Annotated in this window: 21 protein-coding genes; 14 read left to right on the forward strand and 7 right to left on the reverse strand. The window is 49.0% G+C overall.

Features of this window, described 5'->3' with window-relative positions:
• The 5 genes from CVU71_05115 to CVU71_05135 all read right to left on the reverse strand — a co-directional run bounded on the left by CVU71_05115 (nt 1) and on the right by CVU71_05135 (nt 4,764).
• A complete protein-coding gene (locus tag CVU71_05115; GenBank protein PKN19755.1) occupies nt 1-705 on the reverse strand; it encodes an ABC transporter ATP-binding protein in 705 nt (234 codons plus the stop codon).
• Nucleotides 692-1,426 (reverse strand): ABC transporter ATP-binding protein, encoded by a 735-nt coding sequence (locus CVU71_05120; protein ID PKN19756.1) that lies wholly within the window; start codon nt 1,424-1,426, stop codon nt 692-694. Before CVU71_05120 ends, CVU71_05115 begins: the two co-directional genes overlap by 14 nt.
• A gap of 4 nt (nt 1,427-1,430) precedes the next feature.
• Nucleotides 1,431-2,474: a hypothetical protein gene (locus CVU71_05125; protein PKN19757.1), complete on the reverse strand. Its 1,044-nt coding sequence runs from the start codon at nt 2,472-2,474 to the stop codon at nt 1,431-1,433.
• The gene (locus tag CVU71_05130; protein PKN19758.1) at nt 2,468-3,343 is read right to left on the reverse strand and encodes a hypothetical protein; all 876 of its coding nucleotides are present in this window, start codon (nt 3,341-3,343) and stop codon (nt 2,468-2,470) included. Before CVU71_05130 ends, CVU71_05125 begins: the two co-directional genes overlap by 7 nt.
• Before the next feature lie 161 nt (nt 3,344-3,504).
• Nucleotides 3,505-4,764: a hypothetical protein gene (locus CVU71_05135; protein PKN19759.1), complete on the reverse strand. Its 1,260-nt coding sequence runs from the start codon at nt 4,762-4,764 to the stop codon at nt 3,505-3,507.
• A 394-nt stretch (nt 4,765-5,158) separates the two neighbouring features.
• Between CVU71_05135 and CVU71_05140 the strand changes: the two genes are divergently transcribed.
• Nucleotides 5,159-5,800 (forward strand): TetR/AcrR family transcriptional regulator, encoded by a 642-nt coding sequence (locus CVU71_05140; GenBank protein ID PKN19760.1) that lies wholly within the window; start codon nt 5,159-5,161, stop codon nt 5,798-5,800.
• A gap of 72 nt (nt 5,801-5,872) precedes the next feature.
• Nucleotides 5,873-6,673 carry a hypothetical protein gene (locus tag CVU71_05145; protein ID PKN19761.1) on the forward strand — a complete coding sequence of 267 codons (801 nt, stop codon included), beginning with the start codon at nt 5,873-5,875 and terminating at the stop codon, nt 6,671-6,673.
• A gap of 177 nt (nt 6,674-6,850) precedes the next feature.
• Here CVU71_05145 and CVU71_05150 read toward each other — a convergent pair whose 3' ends face one another.
• Nucleotides 6,851-8,056, reverse strand: a complete 1,206-nt coding sequence (locus CVU71_05150) for a carnitine dehydratase (GenBank protein ID PKN19762.1) — start codon at nt 8,054-8,056, stop codon at nt 6,851-6,853.
• Nucleotides 8,057-8,386: 330 nt separating this feature from the next.
• Here CVU71_05150 and CVU71_05155 point away from each other — a divergent pair, with 330 nt between their 5' ends.
• The 3 genes from CVU71_05155 (at nt 8,387) to CVU71_05165 (ending at nt 11,022) form a co-directional block, all read left to right on the forward strand.
• Nucleotides 8,387-8,965 (forward strand): hypothetical protein, encoded by a 579-nt coding sequence (locus CVU71_05155; GenBank protein ID PKN19763.1) that lies wholly within the window; start codon nt 8,387-8,389, stop codon nt 8,963-8,965.
• A gap of 279 nt (nt 8,966-9,244) precedes the next feature.
• On the forward strand, nt 9,245-10,510 hold the full coding sequence (locus tag CVU71_05160) for a hypothetical protein (GenBank protein ID PKN19764.1): 1,266 nt from the start codon (nt 9,245-9,247) through the stop codon (nt 10,508-10,510).
• A gap of 68 nt (nt 10,511-10,578) precedes the next feature.
• Entirely contained in the window at nt 10,579-11,022 is a 444-nt protein-coding gene (locus tag CVU71_05165) for a cupin domain-containing protein (GenBank protein PKN19765.1), read from the forward strand.
• Between the two features lie 128 nt (nt 11,023-11,150).
• On the opposite strand, the gene CVU71_05170 is transcribed toward CVU71_05165, so the two are convergent.
• The gene (locus CVU71_05170) at nt 11,151-11,570 is read right to left on the reverse strand and encodes a secondary thiamine-phosphate synthase enzyme (protein ID PKN19766.1); all 420 of its coding nucleotides are present in this window, start codon (nt 11,568-11,570) and stop codon (nt 11,151-11,153) included.
• Between the two features lie 105 nt (nt 11,571-11,675).
• Between CVU71_05170 and CVU71_05175 the strand changes: the two genes are divergently transcribed.
• From CVU71_05175 to CVU71_05215, 9 genes are all read left to right on the forward strand, one after another.
• Nucleotides 11,676-12,425: a YebC/PmpR family DNA-binding transcriptional regulator gene (locus CVU71_05175; GenBank protein ID PKN19767.1), complete on the forward strand. Its 750-nt coding sequence runs from the start codon at nt 11,676-11,678 to the stop codon at nt 12,423-12,425.
• A 29-nt stretch (nt 12,426-12,454) separates the two neighbouring features.
• A complete protein-coding gene (locus tag CVU71_05180) occupies nt 12,455-12,934 on the forward strand; it encodes a crossover junction endodeoxyribonuclease RuvC (GenBank protein ID PKN19768.1) in 480 nt (159 codons plus the stop codon).
• Nucleotide 12,935: 1 nt separating this feature from the next.
• Complete coding sequence (locus CVU71_05185) at nt 12,936-13,544, forward strand: Holliday junction branch migration protein RuvA (GenBank protein PKN19769.1); 609 nt, start codon at nt 12,936-12,938, stop codon at nt 13,542-13,544.
• A 25-nt stretch (nt 13,545-13,569) separates the two neighbouring features.
• Nucleotides 13,570-14,598 (forward strand): Holliday junction branch migration DNA helicase RuvB, encoded by a 1,029-nt coding sequence (locus CVU71_05190; protein ID PKN19770.1) that lies wholly within the window; start codon nt 13,570-13,572, stop codon nt 14,596-14,598.
• A gap of 16 nt (nt 14,599-14,614) precedes the next feature.
• A complete protein-coding gene (locus CVU71_05195; GenBank protein ID PKN19771.1) occupies nt 14,615-15,157 on the forward strand; it encodes a hypothetical protein in 543 nt (180 codons plus the stop codon).
• Between the two features lie 186 nt (nt 15,158-15,343).
• The gene (locus CVU71_05200; GenBank protein ID PKN19772.1) at nt 15,344-16,273 is read left to right on the forward strand and encodes a UDP-3-O-[3-hydroxymyristoyl] N-acetylglucosamine deacetylase; all 930 of its coding nucleotides are present in this window, start codon (nt 15,344-15,346) and stop codon (nt 16,271-16,273) included.
• 128 nt (nt 16,274-16,401) lie between these two features.
• The gene (locus tag CVU71_05205) at nt 16,402-17,073 is read left to right on the forward strand and encodes a hypothetical protein (GenBank protein ID PKN19773.1); all 672 of its coding nucleotides are present in this window, start codon (nt 16,402-16,404) and stop codon (nt 17,071-17,073) included.
• Nucleotides 17,074-17,116: 43 nt separating this feature from the next.
• Complete coding sequence (locus tag CVU71_05210; protein ID PKN19774.1) at nt 17,117-19,339, forward strand: PAS domain-containing sensor histidine kinase; 2,223 nt, start codon at nt 17,117-17,119, stop codon at nt 19,337-19,339.
• 32 nt (nt 19,340-19,371) lie between these two features.
• Entirely contained in the window at nt 19,372-20,742 is a 1,371-nt protein-coding gene (locus CVU71_05215; GenBank protein ID PKN19775.1) for a Fis family transcriptional regulator, read from the forward strand.
• Nucleotides 20,743-20,797 lie beyond the last annotated feature (55 nt).

The following is a 20,797-nucleotide window of genomic DNA, read 5'->3' on the forward strand; positions in this document are numbered from 1 at the left end:
TTACATTCCTATATAAGCTTTTTTAACCAGTTCGCTGTTCAGCAGAAATTCACTGGTTCCCGTGAGCACGATATGACCATCCTGCATCACATAACCCCGGTTGGCGATTTCCAGGGCATACAACGCATTTTGTTCCGACAGAAGCACGGTAATGCCTTCGTCGGGGAACGTTTTGATCACGTCGTAAATCTGCGACATGATGAGCGGACTCAGTCCCAGGGAGGGCTCATCGATCATCAGGAGTTTTGGCCGGGCCATTAATCCCCGCGCAATGACCAGCATCTGCTGCTCTCCACCGCTCATCAGGCTTGCCCGCTGATTGGTGCGCTCATTCAGGATGGGGAACAGGGTATAGACCTTTTCCAGCATTTCCCTGCGCTTTTTCCAGGCTTTTTTCGTGCTGGCGCCCATCAACAGATTTTCTTTGACGCTCAGGTAAGGGAAAATTTTTCTTCCCTCGGGGATCTGGGATATACCGAGATTGACAATCCGGTCGGAAGACAGATGCTGAATGGGTTCCCCCAGAAAGGAAATGGTTCCCGATTTGGCGGGCAGCACCCCGGAGATGTTGTTGAGCAGGGTTGTTTTTCCCGCCCCGTTGGCGCCGAGAAGCGCGACAAGTTCGCCTTCCCGGATTTCCAGATTCACATCGTGAAGGACGGGGATCACGCCATAGGCCGCATTCAGATCTTTAATGTTGAGCATATTTCGCTCCTAGGTAGGCCTCGATAATTTTGGGGTCCGAGGTGACTTCTTTGGGCGGACCTTCCGCGATCTTTTTGCCGTATTGAAGAACAACCACCCGCTGGGTCGCGTTCATGATGATTTTCATGACGTGTTCGATCCACAGGATGGTAAAGGCAAACTGTTCCTGAGCGCTCCAGATCATATCCAGCGCGTGTGACGCTTCCGTGGGATTGAGGCCCGCCATGACTTCGTCCAGAAGCAGGAGCTTCGGCGTCGTGGCCAGAGCACGGGCAAGCTCCAGCATGCGCAGTTCATAAAGATTCAGATCGCGCGCCAGCGTGTCGCGCTTGGAGAAGAGCCCCACGAATTCCAGATAGTAGGAGGCCTCCAGAGCCGCATCGGGAACGCTCATGTTGGGGCGATATTTTCCGTTTAAGACGCCGACCATCACTCCGGCCAGGGCGGTCATGGACTCAAAGGGTTGGGGAATCTGATAGGTTCGGGAGATGCCCAGCTTGCAGATTTTATGGCTGGGAAGGCCTGTGATATCCGTTCCGTCGAAACGGATAGACCCCTGGTCCGGCGTGTAAATACCGCAGATCAGGTTGAGCATCGTCGTCTTCCCGGCGCCGTTGGGCCCGATCAAACCAACGACCTCCCCCTCGGCGACATTGAAACTGACGTCGCTCACGGCGGCAAGCCCTCCGAAATTTTTTGATACAGTTGTTATCTCCAGCACAGCGCTATTCTCTCCTTACATGCAGTTTTGGAAAATAATCCCGGGGGCGTCTTTTTTTATAGAGACCCCACAGTCCTTCTCCGCGCGGTAGAAAAACAATCAGGGCAATCAGAATCAAAGGGAACACGAAATAGTTTACAGGACCGAGCCCCCTCAACGAATCTTCGACGATGGAAATCAGGTAGGCTCCGGGGATGGCGCCATAGAGGAAAGCTCTTCCCCCGACGATGACGATGATCAGAATTTTGGTCATGAATTCCAGAGGGAGATACGTCACGCCGGCGAAGGTACGGAAGGTATGGACGATAAACCAGCCCACGATTCCGGTCAGGATGGACGGCGCCACATAGAAAAAAACTTTGTAGGCGTTTACGTTCACCCCCATCATGCGGGCCACATTTTCATTTTCGTTGACCGCCGCCATGCTGATGCCGATCCGGGACCGCACCGTGCGATCACAGAACAGAAGATATATCAGCATTAAAAAAAGGGATAAATAGTAATAAGCGATATAATTCCAGGAAACTTTTTCAAATGTCAAAAGCGGGCTCATTCCCACAAGGCCCACTTCCCCGCGAAAGAGGTCTCCCCAGATGTAGGTGACATCCAGGAAGGTCAGCGGCAGAATCAGGGTGATGAGGGAAAAATATAGTCCTTTGGCGATCAGGGTGGTCGGGCTCAAAATGAGCGAGATGACCGCGCAGACGGTAATCGTTGCCGCAAGCGTCATCGCCGGACTCCAGCCGAAATGGAGATTCAGAAGCGCGGCGGTATAGCCGCCGATTCCCAGATAGAGCTGCGGACCGAAATTCACCCGCCCCGTCCCCAGCATTTGCAGAGCCAGCGGAATGGCCAGGGCCGCATAAAGATTGGCTGTGGTGATCATCGTCAGGATGTTGGGATAGGAATAAACGAAGACCGGCAGAATGAGCAGGATGCTGATCCCGATGGTCGGATTTCGCCAGTAGCGCGGTTCAATCACCCATTCCGTTTTCTTGTCTCGAAAGCGCACGACGATGCGATCGCGGCGTAATTCAAAATTTACCATAAGGTTTCTCCTGCAAAAATACCACCGCGCCGATAAATCATCACAACCAGAGTAACAATCAAGGCGGCAAGCCCCATGAAACGGGACACAAAGATGAAGCTGACCGAGGCATGAATGAATCCGATCAGGTAAGAAGCAACAATACTTCCCTTGAGATTGCCTAAACCTCCGAGAATGGAAATCAGCATGGCGGTCATGAGCAGCGATGCGCCCATGAACGGATCAACCCCCCAGAAAGGCGCGATCACAATCAGGCAGATGGTGGGAGGGATCACCGAGAGGATCATGGCCAGATAGTACATCCGGTTGACATTTGCCCCCATGAGCATGGCAGCGGGCAGGTTCTGGCTGATGGCCCGAATGATCAGGCCGATTCTTGTTTTCATAAACCAGACCACATAGACGGCCGTCACCAGAATTCCTGTCAGCGCCGCAATAACCATCTGGTAGGCGATGGTGACGGAGCCTACGGACAGAACATCATCGATGATGGTTGAAGGAATACTGACGCCGGCTGTGACCGGATACAGATAGTTGGCCAGATGGGCGACGGCGAGAAAAATGAGGATGGAAAGGGTCAGGAGAATTTCCTCCTCTTCCAGATAGCGCTGAAAGACGCCTTTGTAGAAGACAAGCAGGGCAAAGGCGCACTGGACCAGCATCATGAGCAGGATGCTGGGCACCAGCCCCAGATGTGCTTCCTCCATAAAAGCCCAGGTCACATAAGCGGCTAAAACAAAGACGACGCCGTATCCCAGATGGAAGATGCGGAGCACCCCGCAGATGAGCGAGAAGCCCAGCGATATCAAAAGATAGATGGAACCCCAGATGACGGTGTAAATGATAATCTGCAGAAGAATATTACTCATAGGGTCTGCGCCACCCCCTTTTGTTGTCTGAAGCTGTCTGATTTGACGTTACTGATTTTAAAAAAATGCATGCAACACCGGATCGTCCCAAAGGAAAAAAATCAATAAACTTGTGTATCGGGGAATCCGCGCGCAAGATGAGCGCGGATTCCCCGCACGTTTTATTTCCGCAAATCTTTCGGTGCTTTGTATTCAGCCATTTTATATTTCAGAGGATAGATGACTTTCATTTCACCTGCCTGCCACTGGACGATGGGCGTCACATACTTGGGAGGGGGAAGGTTGTAGTGGAATTTTGCATTCCAGCCGATGGTGCCCAGAACGGCCACTTCTTCGACCTGTTCCAGCTGCTTAATCAGATTGTCGATGTTTCCCGTTCCTCCGGCTTTTTCGATGGCTTTCTTGAAACCGTAAATGGTGTCGTAAGTGGTATGGGAACCGAAAATGGGGCCGACTTTATAATTTTTAACCAGATTATCCATGAACGGAATCGTTTTGGGCGTAATGGGGACTCTGACCAGAGAGGAGCCAACCATGACGCCGTTTACTTTGCCTTCGGTCATTTTCCAGATCGGGGGCATTCCGGCGAGTCCTCCCCAGATAAATACGGGGATGTTCCGGGCGCTGGATTGAGACCACTGTTTGATAAAGGCCGGCTGATCAATGTAACCGACGACGCAATCGATGAGATCGGCTCCGGATTTGGCGATCTCTTCAAAGATGGGGTTAAACATTTTCTGATCGAGGGACGTGGTTGTCTGATAAACAACATTGACCCCCTTCTTTTTGTAAATATCAGGCAGGGATGGTGAAACATTGGGGATGCCCATACGCAAAGGCTTGGTCCATTCCATGTCTTCATAAAGGATGGCTACTTTTTTGGCTTTAATCTGATTTTTGAAGCAGTCGATGTTGTCCGGCGCCAGAATCTTCAGGTAGTTGGTCGAGATGGCATAGTACGTCTGGAATCCGAACCGGTATTTTTTATAGTTGTCGCGTACGCGATGCCAGATGTCATCTCCGGAACCGATTGTGCTGAAGAAGATGTGCGGATATTCGGGAAACAATTCCGCGCCGATCTCCATGCCGGCCACGCCCATTTCCACCTTTTCCCCGATGAAAACAGCGAGCACGCGGTCGCTCATCACCAGTTTCTTGTAAATTTCCACACATTTGGGGATTTCACCTTTGGTGTCTTCAACGATGAGTTTGATTTGCCGTCCCCCAATGCCGCCTGCTTTATTGATTTCATCAACAGCCATGGTAGCGGCGCCTTTGGCGCTGAGCGAGAAGGGCGCGGACATATTTCCCATGAAGCCGATTTTAATCGGTCCCTTGGTATCCGGGCTGGCAGCCCATGCTCCTGTGGTGATTAGCAGAAAAACTAAAACCATTCCGGCAAACAGATGTATCTTTTTCATCGTGCTCCCTCCCTGTTTTTTAAATTTTTCTTGACAAGAAACCCACTTGGTAAGACTCTATAACGGTCATTATATAAAATAAGATCTCACGGTGTCAATGAAAAATAACTGTTCGGTCATGGCGGGGACGTTGTGAACTTTGAAAATGGTGTAATAATATCAACATGGGATGAATGTTTTTTTTATTCTCTTCTGAAGGATGGTCTGATGAAGCATCCGGGACCGGCCCTGCTTTTTTCGAGCCGGTCCTTTGTTCCTGTGTGTTTGCATTCAGTTACCGTATGAATGGTTTTATAAGATTGACAAATTAATCCGTTTGTCAATATATGCGGAAAATGACGGGAAACGATTTTTATCAGAAAAAAATATAACCGGAAACAGGTTGAGGAGAAAAATGGCCGGAAAAAAGGGCAGGCCGGTAAGAAAAAATGTCGAGTCTGAATCCCGGCAGCAGATTCTGGACGTGGCTCTCGTGTTGTTTGCCAAGAGAGGATATGCCGCGACAACGGTGCGGGAAATTGTGGATGCGGCGGGCATCACCGCTCCTTCTCTTTATTATTATTTCGGCAGCAAGGAAGGCCTTTACCTGGAGTTGATGCAGATACATTGTGCTCTGATCGATTCGGCGCTGGAGCTGCATTTGCACACATCCGAAAGCGCCAGGTACCGTTTGAAAGATCTGGTGGACAAGATTTTTCTTCATGTCATTAATGACAAGGATTTTTTCCGGCTGATGTTTACGATTTACTACGGTCCGTCTCAGGGCGCGCCTTATTGCGATTTCATTTCCTATCATGTCAAATTTCACGCGGCGATTAAAAAGATCATCGAAGACGGCATCGCGTCAAAGGAGTTTCAACCCGGCAACACGGGGCACATGACCTGGGTTGTCCGCGGTGTGGTTCAATTGGCCATGGAGGAGCAAATCAAAGACGACCGGGAAAAAATAGACCGGCCCGGTGTGCAAAAGATTTTGGATTTGATTCTGGACCGTTTCGAACGACCGCTGTCCGTAAATTCTAAAGAAGCAGGATAACGTAAAAGTCATCTTTATAAGGGAAAGCAGTATGTACGAGTACACAAAAATATTCCGAGGAGGCCGAAAAGTATGGATTTGAAAATTAAAGATAAAATTGCCATCGTGACGGGCGGGGGAAACGGTATCGGTGAAGCCGTCTCTTTATGCCTGGCCTCGGAAGGGGTGAAGGTGGTTGTGGCGGATTTAAATATCGAAGCCGCGCAAAAAGTCGCTCGCGCGATAAAAGCAGGTGGCGGCGATGCTCTAACCGTTGCCGGCGATGCGACAAAGCCGGAAGATGTGGATGCCCTGATGCAAAAGGCAATGGATGCGTACGGCGCAATCGACATCCTGGTCAATAATGTGGGTGGCGGATCAGGCATTGCCCTGATTGCGAAATCCGCGATCGAAGATTGGGACCGGACCATAGAGATCAACCTGAAAAGCGCTTATCTCTGCTGCCGCGCCGCGGCCAGGGTCATGATTCCCAGAAAGCAGGGCAGGATCATCAATATGTCCTCCGTCTCGGGCAGGCAGGGCGAACAGCTTCTGGGGGCGTACTGTGCGGCGAAATTCGGCGTGATTGGATTTACGCAAACGCTGGCCAAGGAATTGGCCCGCCATAATATTACCGTCAATGCCGTTTGTCCCGGCTATGTTTATACACCGGGCTGGGAGACGCTTGCGCAGGCGGTGAAAGACATCCAGCCCGCATATGCGGATAAGAGCCTTAATGAAATATTCGACGCCAGGGTTAAAGAAGTCACCCCGCTCCGCCGTCCCCAGGATGCTGGTGAGATTGCCGCTCTGGTGGCCTATCTGGCGTCTTACGAAGCCCGCAGCATCACGGGCCAGGCTGTGAGTATAGACGGCGGCATTGTGATGAGATAATTCCATTCCTAAATCAAGCGCTATCTTTGTTGGCGTTGTCGTCGGCTTCCTCAGCGTATGTACAATACGCCTCGTTGCCTCCTCCTAGCCGCCGCGATATCATCATTGATTTAGAAATGGAATAAAGGCGGCATTAAGCCGCTGTTCAATAATCACTGTAACATTTCTTAACGGCCCCTAATCGGGAATCAGGGCAATACCTTCCTGGCGGAATGCTTCTATTTCTTCGGGCCGGCAGCCGATTTCTTCCAGAATGGATTTTGAGTCCTGGCCCAGAGCAGGCGACGGCCAGGCAGGTTCAGCCGGTGTTTCCGAAAATTTCAGGGGAACACCAATGCCCTTGATCTTGCCGGAAACGGGATGGGCCTGTTCATGAATCATCCGCCGCGCCTTTATCTGCGGGTCTTTTTCTATCTCTGAAATATCCAGCACAGGGGTCAGGCAGACATCCAGTGTTTTTGCCGCAATCATCCATTCATCCCTTGTTTTTGTCCGGAAAAGATCCGCGATTTCCCTGCGCAGACTTTCAGCCTCTTCCCCCATGACCAGATGCTTTTCGATCCATTCCGGGTGACCGGTCATTTCGCAGAAAATTTTCCAGAACTTGGTCTCCAAAATGCCCAGAGCGATATGTTTGCCGTCGGCGCAGGAATACACGCCGTAGCAGGCCAGACCTCCGGAAAGGGGCGGCTCTCCCGGCGCAAAGGAAATTCGGGTTGCCTGATAATGCGCCATCTGCAAAGTCATCAACGGCAGAACGCCATCCAGCATGGACACGTCTACCTGCTGACCTTTGCCGGTTTTTTCTCTGGCCCACAGAGCGGAAAGGCAGGCGATGACGGACATGTAGGCGCCGCCCGCCACATCGCCTAACTGGGGCCCCGGAATCACGGGGCCTGTCCCGCACGCGCCGGTTGCCGCAAGGATTCCGGCATATCCCATAAAATTGATATCGTGTCCGGCGTCATTGGCGTAAGGTCCGTCCTGCCCGTATCCGGTAATGGAAACATAGATGATGTCGGGTTTTGCCAGGCAGGCATCTTTGTAGCCAATGCCCAGTTCAGCAAGCACTCCCGGCCGGAACTGCTCAATAACAATATCGGCTGTTTTGATGAGCGACAAAAAAATACCGGCGCCTTTTTTGGTTTTAAGATTCAGGGCCAGGCTGCGCTTAGATCGGTTGACGGCGATAAAGCCTGCGGACTCGGATTCGATATAGGGAGGATAGTATCGCATATAATCCGGCGCATTGATATCCTCGATCTTGATGACATCAGCGCCCATATCGGCGAGCATCATGGTGCCGAGCGGCCCCGGGTAGAGCCGGGTAAGATCCAGAATGCGAATTCCCTGCAAAGGACCGTTTTGAGGTTTTCTTGCCATGGCTTGATTTCTCCTCCCGTCGCCGGAATTTTCGATTGAAATTCCCGTCACGACTTTTTTAGTTTAAATAACTTCAATTGTGGACGTCAGGATAGACGCAACACCGCAGGTAACACTGGTGTTAGCATTCGTAGCGCCTGCTTTCCCTTTCTGCCCTCATCAGCGGCTCCTCAGGATGGAGGATAGTATGAAAATGTTTAAATGAAATTGTCCTGTGATTCAAGTGCTAAGAATTATTATTTCTAATTGTAATTTTCGCGGGTTCGGTTTAATGATCTTAAAACGTAAGGGTGATCCACTTGATGACCTGTGCCGTGATGGAGAAAACCAATGAGCAAAATAGGCGATCTTTTATTTGTCAGAAAACATCATGTTTGCCCCCGCTGGCTGTGCTTTACATTTGACAACTGGGTCCGCAAACGTTTGCAAAATCCCGATCAGATCATTAAAGATTATATCAGACAGGGCGACACTGTGCTGGACGTTGGTCCCGGCATCGGCTTTTTTACCATTCCCATGGCCCGCCTGGTGGGAGATAACGGACAGGTTGTCGCGGTGGATATCCAGGAAGAAATGCTTGCTGCCATATCCAGGCGGGCCATACATGCGGGAGTTGCAAACCGGGTTCGTCTGCAACTGGCCAGTCCGGATTCTCTGAATGTTACGGATCGGGCCGATTTTGTTCTGGCCTTTTGGATGGCGCACGAGGTCCCCGACCAGGCCGGATTTTTTGCGCAATTATATGCTGTCCTGAAAGACGACGGGAAATTTCTTCTGGCGGAACCAAAACTTCATGTTTCCAAAGCACAATTTGATGCCGAGCTCGATTACGCGCAAAAGGCCGGGTTTAAACTTCTCACCAGACCGGCCGTCCCCATGAGCCTGGCTGTCGTGCTGGTAAAACAATAATTATAACCCGGCGTATGCCGGGCGAAGTGCCTAGTGCAGTGTTCCAATGAACAGCTTTATAATAATGTCATTTCGAACGAAGTGAGAAATCTTAAGGAATCTGGCACAAAGTAAAGATATCTCCCTCCGGTCGATATGACAATACTTTACTGTTACACTACACGGGTCTGACGCTCTTAAGCCATCTCAAGATTTTTTTGTCAGAAATTTCTTGACAAGGTGGGGCTGTACGTCGATATAAACCGCAGGTTTTTAATTTCTGCAACACAGGATGGAACTATGCTGAGACATTACATTAATTATTTTATTCCTGCATCCATAAATCAACAGGAAGACGAATACCGACGCACCTTCCAGCTGACAGCCTTCACGCAGCTGTCGGTGATTTTCTTCCTTCCCAACGTTATCAAATGGTACAAAATGGGTCATACGGAACTGGCTGTCAGCATCTTTTGCGTGATGGTTTTCTGTGCGCTGATCTGTCCATTCATTCTGAAATTCAGCGGTTCGCTTAAAATCATGGGAAATTGCATCATGGCGGCGCTGGCCTGGCATTTTTCCGTTCTGCCCGCCGTGACGGGCGGTATTTTATCCTCATCGCTTGCCTGGAATATTATCCTGCCGATTTTTGCGGTAACCTTTGTCGGGTTTGCCAGCTTCATCTTTTGGTCCGCTTTCATGTTTCTGGAGGTTCTGGTTTTTCTGGGGATTCATCTGACCGGCTATACGCTTCCCGTCATTGCTCTGACGCAGGCGCAGATGGTCCAGGCTCAGATCGCCAATGTTCTGGGTCCGTTTCTAACGATGGTCATTACCCTGACGTTCGGCGACCGTGGTTTGAAGAGCGCGCTTATGGCGCAAAAAGCGGCGGCCCGGGCTCACGGGCGGGCGGAACTGGAGCAGCAGAAATTAAGAGAAAAATCCGATGAACTGGCGCGTCAACTGGAATCTGTGTTTGTCCAGGTTCGCGAACACACGGAGCGGCTGGCCCGGGACATCGTGGAAAAAATGGCCGGTCTGACCCGGGAAGCGGCTCAAAACGCGATGGAAGCCAATGATCTGATCAGTCAGACGGGCGATGTCGTAGATCAGACCAATGTCTCCATGAAAGCATTGACGTCGCAGATGGCGGACATTACGCGAACCAGCGAAGAGACATCCAAGATCATCAGGACGATTGACGAGATTGCATTTCAAACCAATCTGCTGGCCCTCAACGCGGCGGTGGAGGCGGCTCGCGCGGGAGAGGCGGGTGCGGGATTTGCCGTGGTGGCCGATGAAGTTCGGAACCTGGCCATGCGTTCCGCAGAGGCGGCCAAAAATACATCAGGCCTGATTGAAGATATTATTTCGCATATCCGGCAGGGGTCATCACTGGTATCGGAAACGAACGACCGTTTCGCGAAAGTTTCCGAAAATGTGACAAAATCCGTCAGTCTGGTGGATGGCATCGCCCGGTCTTCATCCACGCAAAGTCAGGGCATCGAAGAAATCAAAAGAGTTACGTCAACCATTAACGATTTGGTTGCGCAAAAGACCGGTTGATTCCGGCCGGACCGGAATTTTACCGCTGAACTGAAAGAATAAAGGATCCGAATGCTGAAGGTACGCGTATGCCGTTGATAAAAAAACGTGTGTGGGCATGGACAGGTTTCATGCTGCTGCTGCCTTTCGGAATCGCAGCGGCCGCCGGATATGACACTGGTGTGCAGGCAAAGGTCATCCTCGAGACGGAGACGATGAGCAATGGCCAGCTTATTGATTATCAGGATACCGATCATCCCAGGGTAACCGTCATGGTCGTGGATATTGCTCCGGGGGCCGAGACGGGCTGGCACAGCCATCCGATAGCTGTTTACGCTTATGTCATGGCCGGGACGCTTTCGGTGCAGATAGAGGGCGGGAAAACATCCGAGTTTAAAGAAGGCGAGGCCATTATTGAGGTCGTTAAGCTTAATCACAATGGCATCAATCATGGGAAAGTTCCGGTTAAACTGGTTGTCTTTTATCTCGGCGCAAAAGACACTCCCAATGTGATCAAGGCGGATAAACCCTGATTTCGTCGTTCGTCAATCGTATCTCGTATTTCGCATTTCGTGAAGGATTGAGAGCGCTGGTGACAAACTAAAGATCACCAGTTGTTTCCTGTTGACGAGATACGAACGATGCCTCACGTATAACGATCTTATTCGCCGATGATTTTGACAAGCACTCTTTTCTTTCTGCCGCCGTCAAACTCCCCGTAGAAAATCTGTTCCCACGGTCCGAAATCCAGTTTGCCGCGGGTCACGGCAACAACCACCTCTCGTCCCATGATCTGTCTTTTTAAATGAGCGTCTCCATTATCCTCTCCGGTGCGGTTATGGAGATAATGAGATAACGGTTCATGCGGTGCCAGCTTTTCCAACCATTTTTCATAGTCCTGGTGGAGGCCTGATTCGTCGTCGTTGATGAATACCGACGCGGTGATGTGCATCGCGTTTATAAGTATTAAACCCTCTGCAATTCCGCTTTCCTGCAAACAGGCTTCAACCTGATGCGTGATATTAATGAAGGCTCTCCGTTCGGGAATGTTAAACCATAATTCTTCACGGTAGGATTTCATGGGTTAAACCTCATGGTGAAAATGTATTTAACTTTACATCGTTACCGCCTTATGCTATGAGGCAAAAAAATATGCAAGATTATCTTTTTTCAGGAGTTAGAAAATATGTCCGGCCATTCTAAATGGAGCACCATCAAAAGGAAAAAAGGGGCGATTGACGCCAAACGCGGTAAAATATTTACCAAAATTATTAAAGAAATCACTCTGGCGGCACGTTTGGGCGGCGGCGACATGGAAGGGAATTCCCGTTTGAGACAGGCGGTCATGGCGGCCAAGGAAGAAAACATGCCCAAGGATAACATCGATCGGGCCATCAAAAAGGGCACCGGCGGCGGTGAGGGTGCGGCGGCTTATGAAGAAATCACCTATGAAGGCTACGGTCCCGGTGGCGCGGCGGTTATTGTCGATGTCATGACGGATAATAAAAACAGGACTGTTGCGGAAATCCGCCACATCTTCTCCAAACATGGCGGCAATCTGGGTGAAAACGGCTGTGTGGCCTGGATATTCTCAAAAAAAGGGAGCATCGTCATTGATAAAAAACTTATCGGTGAAGACGAACTCATGGAACTGGCGCTGGAGGCCGGAGCGGAAGATGTGAAGGCGGAAGGCAATGAATATGAGGTAATCACGGAGCCGGCGGCTTTTGAAGCCGTAAAAAAGGCGATAGACGATAAAGGCATCAAACATCTGGAAGCGTCCATCAGCAAGATTCCTTCCAATACTGTAAAACTGGAAGCGGGCAAGGCGGAGTCCATGCTGAAATTAATGGAGAAGCTGGAAGACAATGATGACGTCCAGAATGTTTACTCCAACTTTGATATTGATGAAGATGTTATGGAAAAGTTGAGTTAAAAAACCAATTTTTCACGAAAGTAGATATTTTGCGAATTTTAGGCATCGATCCCGGAAGCATTGTGACCGGTTATGGGGTGATTGATAAAAGCGGCAATTATCTGCGTCATGTTATTCACGGTGAAATTAAACCTCCTAAAGCCTCGCTTTTGTCTGACGTCTTAATGGATATTGCAAGCAAGCTCAGGGCGGTCATTGCCGGAACAAGCCCGCAGGCGGTTTGTCTGGAAAATATTTTCTATGGTAAAAATGTCCGCAGTTTGATCCGGCAGGCCCAGGTTCGGGGCGTGGTGATTTTTACCTGCGCCGATTGCGGTATTCCCGTTTTTGAATATTCTCCGCTGGAAATTAAAAAGGCTGTTGTCGGCTATGGCCGGGCTGAAAAACGTCAGGTGCAGATGATGGTGAAGGCTATTTTAAAACTCGATGCCCTGCCGCCCGCGGATGCCGCAGATGCCCTGGCCGCAGCCATCTGCCAGGCCAACTTTGTAAAGGAGCAGCCCATTTGATATGATCGCACTGCTATCCGGTAAAATTGCTTACAAGGGCATTTCGCATATTGTGGTGGACACACAGGGCGTCGGTTATCGTGTTTTTATACCGCTCACGACTTTTTATGAGCTTCCCGAAGCAGGCGAGGCGGTCACCCTGCATATTCATACGTCCGTTAAAGAGGATGCGATCAATCTGTTCGGTTTTTACACGCTCCAGGAGCGTGAACTTTTCCAGCTGATGATTTCCGTCAGCGGGATCGGGCCGAAAGTGGCCATGAATATTCTTTCCGGTATTTCTTCCACGGAATTGCTCGAAGCGATATCGGGCGGTAATCTGGCTAAGTTGATTACCATTCCCGGCATCGGCCGGAAAATGGCTGAACGCTTGATTCTGGAACTCAAAGAAAAAGCCGTTAAAAAGATGATGGCGGATCAGATTCCGGTTACGGATGCCCGGCAAAAGCAAAATGATATGATCCGGGAAGATGTTCTTTCCGCGCTGGTTAATTTGGGTTATAAAGCCAATGCCGCCAGAGACGCGCTCGACAAGGTCGTGCGCGATGCGGAGGGAGAGCCGGCAATGGATCAGCTTTTGAAAAAAGCATTAAACATTCTTGCCGGTTGAGGCCGGCAGGAAAAGGTAGAAACCTATGGATGCCCATCTGAAAAACCCTTTAATCGATCCGGTTTGCGCCGAAGACGAAAGCCATCTGGAGAATTCTCTACGGCCGCCCAAACTTATCGATTATGTCGGACAGGACAAGGTGAAAAGCAATCTGTCGATTTTTATTGAAGCGGCCAGAAAGCGGCGTGAGTCGCTGGATCATGTGCTTTTATACGGCCCGCCGGGTTTAGGCAAAACCACGCTGGCCTATATTATTGCCAGAGAATTGGATGTGGACATCAAGGTGACTTCCGGGCCGGTGATTGAACGTCCGGGGGATCTGGCGGCGATTTTAACGAATATGCACGAGCACGAGGTGCTCTTTATCGATGAAATTCATAGACTATCTCATGTGGTTGAAGAAATTCTGTATCCGGCCATGGAAGATTTTCACATTGATATTTTAATTGGACAGGGGCCGTCGGCCCGGTCGATGAAACTCGACATTCCCAAATTCACACTGGTAGGCGCGACAACGCGCGCGGGATCCCTGACCTCGCCGCTTCGCGACCGTTTCGGTATGCACTTCCGGCTCGAATTCTATACACCGCAGGAACTGTCTGTGATTATTCAGCGGTCAGCCTCTATCCTGGGGGTAAAACTTATCGGCACAGGCGCTGATGAGTTGGCCGGGCGGGCGCGAGGAACGCCTCGTATTGCTAATCGGCTGCTCAAACGTGTTCGTGACTATGCGGAAGTAAAAGGAAACGGAATCATTGACGGGAAAATCGCCCGCGAAGCACTGGACGCTTTTGAAGTCGATCAGAAAGGTTTTGATCAGATGGATCGCAAACTGCTTCTGGCGTTGATTGAAAAATTCAATGGAGGGCCGGTCGGTGTGGAGAGCCTTGCGGCGGCGATTGGTGAAGAGAGAGTGACGATTGAAGATGTTTACGAGCCTTACCTGATCCAGGAGGGATATCTGCAAAGGACGGCGCGCGGCCGGATAGCCTGTTCCAAAGCCTATAACCATTTTGGTCTGAAAGCGTCCGGCGCTCAAAAAGAGCTGTTCTGATTCAGGGGATTATTTTATGAAACTGCTCATGCATATTTGCTGCGGACCCTGCACGATCTATCCGCTCAAGGAATTGAGGACGCACGGTCATGATGTGACTGGCCTGTTTTACAATCCCAATATTCATCCTTATCTGGAATATTCACGTCGTAAGCAAACCCTTCAGGACTATGCGGAGAAAATTCTTTTAAATGTCACCTGGCCGGAGGGTTATCTTCTGGAAGAATTCTTAAATCAGGTGGCCTCCCGCCCCAAAGACCGATGTGTTTATTGTCTGACGGATCGTTTGAAGTTTACGGCCGAACAGGCCAGGAAAGAAAATTATGATGCTTTTACTTCCACACTGCTCTACAGCCGCTATCAAAAACATGATTTGATCCACGAGATTGGTGAGACGCTGGCGCATAAACTGGGAATCCATTTTCACTATCAGGATTTCCGCAGTGGCTGGAATGAAGGCGTTAAGATTTCCAAGGAGTTAGAGATGTATCGCCAGCCATATTGCGGTTGTATCTATAGCGAAAAGGAAAGATTCTGTAAAGAAATCAATATATTTTAGGTCGTGGTCGCGGCCGGGGCCGGGTGTGTCGTTTTGGCCACAGAAAGGCTGAAAAGCGAGGGGCCGATTCGTGAACGTAATTTAAAATAATAATATATACATGATGTTGCCATGATAATTCCCTGCGGCTTAATTTGGTACGGTTATTGCTGAATTAGGAATTCAGTCTTTAAATAAAGGTTCAATATGCATTTGCAACGTACACTGAAAAAAGAAATACTTTGCACCAGTATCGGTTTACATACCGGCCGCAAAGTTAATATGAAGATTAAACCGGCGCCGGTTGATACCGGTATCGTTTTTATCCGAAAGGATCTGCCGGACGCCAGACCGATTATCGCCAATTTCGAGATGGTTTGTGATACCACCATGGCCACTACTCTGGGTTCTGGTGGTGTTACGGTCTCTACCGTAGAACATCTTCTGTCGGCATTCAGCGGTATGGGGCTCGATAATGCCTTGATTGAAATCGACTCTTTTGAAGTACCCATTATGGACGGCAGTTCCCGTCCTTTTGTCAACATGCTCAAGGAAGTGGGCACACGACCGCAGGGAAAATCAAAAAAAATGCTGCTCATTAAAAAACCTGTCTTCGTGAAAGAAGGAGATGTCAGCGCCATGCTCCTGCCTTCTGAAGAATTTAAAATAACCTATGAAATTGATTTTGCTCACCAGGCCATCGGCAGACAATCCTACAGTTTCATATTTACCGATAAAAACTATGAAGGTAAGATTTGCGACGCCAGAACTTTCGGGTTTTTGAAAGAAGTTGAATTTTTACAGGCCAGGGGCCTGGGGTTGGGCGGATCGCTGGACAACGCGATTATTCTCGACGATGAAAAAATTATCAACAAAAACGGTCTGCGGATGCCTGATGAATTTGTCAAACACAAAATACTGGACGCCATCGGCGATTTATTTTTGCTGGGAATGCCGATCATCGGTCACTTTGTGGCGCACAAATCGGGGCACCGGCTGAATAATCTTTTATTGCGGGAACTCATGCAACATGAGAGCAATTGGGAAATTATCGAGGAATATGATCGAACGCAATCAACGAAATTTACGTCCTGCAGGATTCCATCATTCACCATTCTGGATGCCGCGCAAATCTAATCGTTTTGCGCTGAATCATCAACAGACTTGTCCCGTCTAAATTAACCTTGATTTTTATTGGCAGGTTACCTAGTATACCCCATTAAAAAAATTGGCAGCGGCTTAGTATCTTTGCGGTCATTTGCCGTATGAAGTTAACTATACTGATTATTGATGTCGATGGCTGTTTGCCGGATGCAAAACTCAATTCTTCTCATCGAAAGAAAATGGTTTGTATGAAAAATAATAAAGACCGATTCGGGAAGGCGATTTGTGCCTGTTTGATGATGATACTGATCACGGTTGCCGGTCCGTTATCGGTTCAGGCGGATATGGCGCCCAGGATGACGGATATTTTAATCACCAATAATACGGGAAATGTGCTTTTGTATGCACGTTTGGTGGATTGTTTTAAAAAAGAAATGGAAACAGCCATCCTGGCCGGTGTGCCCGCTGTCTTTACGATTCAGCTGGATGTCTATCAGGAAAGATCTTATCTGTGGAATAAACATGTTGTCAGTAAGGAGATTCGCCGTATTATCAAGTATGACAATTTGAAAAAAATATTTTCGATTACCACGAACAGTGACAGTCAGCCGGTGATTCTCCAGGATTTTGAAAGCGCGCAAAAAGCCATGGCGGATTTGAATGGAATTTCCGTGATCCCCATTTCTTATTTGTCCAAAGGCCATAATTACAATGCCCGGATCAAAGTTAAAATCGATAAGGTGCGGTTGCCTTTCAATATGGAATATGTCTTGTTCTTTGTGTCACTGTGGGATTTTGAGACGCCTTTGTATAAGATAAGATTTTCCTATTAATCATCAGTTTCGATATTGGCGGGAAAGTTGATCAAATCAGCTCATGAAGATTAAAAAGAACTCCAGAAGAGACTATCTTGATGAAAAAGAATTAAGAAAGCGCCGGCGCGAAAGCATTCTCATGCTGATTGTCGGTTGCCTGGCGATCGTTTTTACGATCCTGGCCAGTCAGTTGTCTTCCCGGAAAGAGCTGCCGATATCAGCCAATATTCTGGTTTACGGCCTGACCAGCATCAATATTATCCTGATCCTGCTTTTGCTTTTTCTTATTCTCCGCAATATTTTTAAGTTATTTTCCGAGCGCCGCAAGGGGCTTATCGGCTCCAAGCTGCGCACCAAGCTGGTTGCCGCGTTTGTCGGCCTGTCGCTCGTTCCGACCATATTACTTTTTTTGTTTGCCATTAATTTTCTTTCCTACTCTATTGAGTTCTGGTTCAATATCAAAATCGGCGATGCTTTGAACCGATCTCTGGAAGTCGCTCAGATCTATTACACGCAGGGGGAGGAACTGGCCAAATTCAATGCCCGTCAAATCAGCGCGGATATCACCAAAAACCGTCTTTATGAAACGGGAAGGGACGATTACCTTAACAGTTTGCTCTCTATGCGTCAGAAAAATTACAAAGTCGGAAGGGTGGAAGCTTATTTTGATTTTAAAGGCGAAAGCATCGTTTTTGCCGACGCTGAAAATTCCTCATCGAACCCCATTTATCTGTCGCCAAAAATGCTGGAGGATATTTATTCCGGGAAGGAAATATCCACGGTCACCCCCATCAGCACAGGGGAGGTCATTGTCGGTGTCGCGCCGGTTTTCTCCTATGCTGTCCCGACGGAAGTCATCGGCCGTGTTTCCGTCAGTTACAGCGTCCCGCAGGGATTTGTCGATAAACTACGGGGTATTGCCAATGCCTCCGAACAATACGGACAGATCAAAGTGTTGAAAAATCCGATCAAGTTTAATTATGTTGTAACCCTGTCGATTGTAACCCTGGTCATAATTTTTCTGGCGACATGGTTTGGTCTGTCACTTGCCAAAACCATTACAAATCCTATTCAGGACCTTGTCCTGGCGACTAATAGAATTACTCAGGGGGATCTGACAAGCCGCATCGAGATCGAGGCGGATGACGAAATCGGACTTCTCGTCAAATCATTCAATTCCATGACGGATGACCTGCAGAAAAGCAAAGCAGGCCTGATCGAGGCCAATATTTCTCTGGAAGAGCGGCGAAAATACATTACCGCCGTTTTACGCAATGTTTCGGCCGGGATTATTTCGGTTGATAAAAACGGCATGATCACGACGATTAACCGCGCCGCGGAAGCCATGTTTGAGATAGACGCCTCCCAGTTTCTTTTCCGGAATTATCGAAAACTTTTACTGGAGGAGCATCTTGCGCTGGTCGATTCCTTCTTACTGGAAATGAAGGAGAACAATGAGCGAATACTGGAAAAGCAGCTGGAGATGATGCTGCGGGACAAGGCGCTGACGGTGCTTTTGACTTTGACGACGATTGAGGATGAAGAAGGCAACGATTCAGGCATCGTTGTCGTGTTTGAAGATTTGACGGAATTGCAGAAGGCGGAACGCGCCGCGGCCTGGCGGGAAGTGGCCAGACGCATGGCGCATGAAATTAAAAATCCGCTCACGCCCGTGCAGCTTTCCGCTCAGAGGCTTCAGCGCAAGTACGGTGATAAATTGGGGGAGGACGGGTCGGTTTTCAAGGAATGCACGCAGACCATCATCGATCAGGTGGAAGTGCTTAAAAATCTGGTTAATGAATTTTCCCGTTACGCGCGGATGCCCGTGACGACGCTTGCCCCTAATGATTTGAATGTCGTAGTGTCCGATGCGGTGACGCTTTTTGTGGATGCGCATAAGGACATTCAGTTTGAATACAGTCCGGCGGAAGGATTGCCGAAGTTTAATTTGGATGCCGAACAAATCAATCGCGTCATGATCAATCTACTGGATAATGCCGTGGCCTCACTCCATAAAACAGCAGGCCATATCGGTGTGATCATCCGGTATGACGAGACGCATAAAAAAGTAACCGTAGCCGTGGCGGACGACGGCGCCGGCGTGCCGGCCAGTTACAAGCGTAAAGTATTCGAGCCGTATTTTTCAACCAAAAAGTCCGGAACGGGGCTTGGATTGGCTATTGTCAGCTCCATCATTTCGGATCACAAAGGTCAGGTCAGCGTCAGTGACAACTATCCGACGGGAACGATCGTATCTTTTCAGTTGCCTGTTTCCGAAGTATAATTTATAAGTAAAAGCGAAGTTGAGTATAAATTATGAATGAAACTATTCTGGTCGTAGATGATGAAGTTGAGATTTGCCGGTCGTTGAGGGGCATTCTGGAGGACGAAGGCTATCAGGTGCTGGTGGCGGGCAGCGGCGAAGAGGCGATTAAGGTTGTCGCCGAAGAAATGCCGCAGCTGGTCCTGCTGGATATCTGGCTGCCGGGTATTGACGGATTGGAAGCGCTCAAAGCCATTCATGCCGCTCATCCGAATGTTTTAATCATCATGATGTCCGGCCACGGCACTATTGAAACAGCGGTGAAGGCAACCAAACTCGGTGCGTTTGACTTCATTGAAAAACCCCTGTCGCTGGACAAAGTGATTATTCTGGTAAACAACGCGTTGAACGTGGTTCGCCTGGAAGAAGAAAACATTCTTTTAAAGCAAAAGGTATCGCATCAGTATGAGTTAACCGGAAACAGTCAGGTTATTAACGATCTTAAGGAGATGATCAGTATTGTTGCGCCGACCAATGCGTGGATTCTGATTATGGGTGAAAACGGCACGGGAAAAGAACTGGTGGCGCGTTCCATCCATCATTTAAGCCGCCGGTCGCACAAACCTATTGTGGAAGTCAACTGTGCGGCGATACCCGAGGAACTGATCGAGAGCGAATTATTCGGACACGAAAAAGGCGCCTTTACCGGCGCGACCGAAAAAAAGCGCGGTAAATTTGATCTGGCCCACGAAGGAACTATCTTTCTTGATGAAGTTGCCGACATGAGTCTCAAAGCGCAGGCAAAAATTTTGCGGATCCTGCAGGAGAAGAAATTCGAGAGAGTCGGTGGAAATAAAGTTATCGATATGGATGTACGGGTTTTGGCCGCGACGAATAAAGATCTGGAAAAAGAAATGGATGCGGGCCGCTTCCGGCAGGATCTCTATTATCGTCTGCACGTTATTCCTCTGCATGTACCGCCGCTCAGAGACAGAAAGGAAGATATTCCTTATCTGACGCAGCGTTTTCTTCAGGACTTTGCCGCGAAAGAGGGTCAGCAGCCGAAAACCCTGACGGTTGGCGCTTTAAAAAAATTAATGGAACATGACTGGCCCGGCAATGTCCGTGAACTGAAAAATATTATTGAAAGATTAATTATTATGACGCCGTCCAATGAAATCAACACGGATGATATTCCTGAACTCAATGTAAGAACGGAGCAGGGTTCCGGAACACCGGAGTCATCCATGGCCAGCGATTCTTTAAGGGACGCCAGACTGGATTTCGAAAGACAGTTTATTATAAAAAAACTGGAAGAATACGACGGCAATATTTCCAGAACAGCCGAAGCCATCGGTCTGGAACGCAGCAACCTGCATAAAAAGCTTAAAAGCCTGAAGGTGGTGACGAAAGAAACAGGCTGAAGGCTGAAGGCCAAAAGGTAAGGGGTAAGACATTGCATGCAACGTCTTACCCCTT

The sequence above is a fragment of the Deltaproteobacteria bacterium HGW-Deltaproteobacteria-6 genome (assembly GCA_002840435.1).
Classification (GTDB): Bacteria; Desulfobacterota; Syntrophia; order Syntrophales; family Smithellaceae; genus UBA8904.